We start from the raw sequence: 2188 nt of genomic DNA, 5'->3' as shown, positions 1-2188 counted from the left end.
AAGGTTAATCCATTCCCTCCGATAGATGAAACCAGCACCTAAGGTTAATCCATTCCCTCCGATAGATGAAACCAGCACCTGCCGCAAACAGTTTTAAGGCAAGTTTCTTACCCGAAGAAAAGAAAAACGCATTTGTTAAGCAAGTAACTGGGGCTATGTAAGCGACTTGCAAAAGCAATAGCGCGAGCTTACTAACGTAAATCTCTAATAAGCTCGCTTCGCCCTAAGATTGCATAATAATAAGCGTTTGCTCGATTAAGCTTTTTAGTTCTTCTATGTCTGAAGCTATCTCTGTTAAATCACCTTGCTTGGCTTTATTTTCAATAGATGACGCTTTTTCTCGAATAGCATCAGCCCCTACATCCCCTGATACACCCTTCATTGCATGACTTGTAAACTTGACGGCATCGACGTCTAACTCAGTTGCGGCCTTTTGCAAGGCTTTTTCTTTCTGCGCTATTTGACCTAAAAACATTTCAACGATGCGGTTTAACAATCCTTCGTTGCCGCCGAGCCTGCTTAGCGCAGCGTCTCTATTCCATAATTGTTCTTTGGGAAGCGCGGTATGCGTATGTAACGTATCCATTCTTATCACCAAGCAGTTAACACAGGGTTTGGTAGTATAATAATTGTGCGTCACCAACAGCATAATAGTCAATGAGTTACCCTAAAGTTTGTACTTAAAATAACCAATATAGACTAAAGGTTAATGTTTTTTTGCGTATGTAGGACGATACTACATAAGGAGTTTATAATGTAGTGTGGTAATTCTCATGGAAAATGAGACGAAAAAAGTAGTCATCATTGACGATGAACCAACAACACTCTTGCTACTGGAAAATGCGATAGAATCTTTAGCAGAAGTCGTTACGGTTTCACAAAGTGCAACAGCATTCTCTGTAGTACAGTCACATCAGCCTGATTTGATAGTCTTAGACATCAGCATGCCTGAGCTTTCAGGTTTTGATGTATGTCAGCAACTTAAAGTATGTCCAAGCACAGCTTCAATTCCTGTTATCTTTGTCACTTCTCACAGCGATACTGAAAACGAGCATCGTGCGCTGTCGCTTGGGGCGATTGACTTTATCCCAAAGCCTATCGATATAGAAATGTGTCGAATGAGGGTGAGAAACCATCTCACGATTCAATCTCAAAAAGCCTTGTTGAAAAAAGTTAACCAAGAGCTTGAGGCTGAAAAAAAGCAGCTTGCCATAACATTAAAATCTATAGCTGACGGCGTAATCTCGATTAACGCTGCCGGAGATATCACATTCATAAACCCCGTGGCACAAAGGCTTACCGGACATAGTGTGCAGGATGCTTTAGGCAAGCCTATTGATGAAGTAATGAACCTGCGTGATGCATCAAGCCATGAACCACTGTTAAACCCGGCGCTTTACGCGCTTGAGGTAAAACGCCCCGTAGCTATGTCTTATAACGCAACCCTCGTTAGTAGGCACAACCAGATTTTTAGGGTTGAAGATACCGCATCACCGATTATCGACGATGAGGGCAAAATAAACGGGGCCGTCATGGTGTTTCAGGATGTTTCTGAAGCCGTAGAAATGGCGGTGAAGATGACGCACTTAACCAACCATGATCAGCTTACAGGTTTGCCCAACCGTGTGTTACTTCACGACCGCATCGTCCAGGCTATAGCGCGAAGTTTTACGAGTAAGCAAAGCATCGCGCTACTGTTAATTGATATCGATAACTTTAAATATCTCAACGACAGCCTAGGGCATCAGGTCGGCGATTTCGTTATAGCAACCGTAGCCAAGCGCCTTGCAAACACGTTAGGTCAAAGCGCCACACTCGCTCGAGTAGGCGGAGACGAGTTTGCTTGCCTTTATCGGATATAGGATCTGGATTCAGTGCAGATAGTATTGCTATGGCCTGTCTTCAGGCGGGTAGAGAACCGATTGAGATAGATGGGAAGTCTCCATAGGTTGAGTTTAAGCATAGGAATAAGCTTGTACCCACAGGATGCAGTGAATGCAGAAGAAATGATGCGCCATGCTGACTCCGCAATGTATCGGTCGAAATCGAAAGGTAAAGACACTTTCAGCTTTTTCTCAAAAGACTTACAGCACGCCATGCATCATAGGGTCGAAATGGAGATTAAGCTAAGACAAGCAATTGAAAACAACAGTTTAGCTATCTATCTCCAGCCAAAATACGACTTTAA

Annotated in this window: 1 protein-coding gene and 1 pseudogene; one reads left to right on the top strand and one right to left on the bottom strand. The window is 43.1% G+C overall.

Annotation, left to right across the window (positions count from 1 at the left end; genetic code table 11):
* Positions 1-223: 223 nt before the first annotated feature.
* Positions 224-586: an Hpt domain-containing protein gene (locus ACXAC4_RS18935; protein WP_475164650.1), complete on the bottom strand. Its 363-nt coding sequence runs from the start codon at positions 584-586 to the stop codon at positions 224-226.
* 187 nt (positions 587-773) lie between these two features.
* On the opposite strand from ACXAC4_RS18935, the pseudogene ACXAC4_RS18930 reads away from it, so the two are divergent.
* Positions 774-2188 (top strand): annotated as a pseudogene (locus tag ACXAC4_RS18930) (two-component system response regulator); the annotation flags it as partial.

This window comes from Pseudoalteromonas sp. AWM4_233 (genome assembly GCF_056158285.1).
This window is presented reverse-complemented; position numbering and strand designations above follow the sequence as displayed.

Bases quoted from the DNA above. Each gene is read 5' to 3' on its own strand.
- ACXAC4_RS18935 (WP_475164650.1), bottom strand. From the start codon at position 586: ATGGATACGTTACATACGCATACCGCGCTTCCCAAAGAACAATTATGG.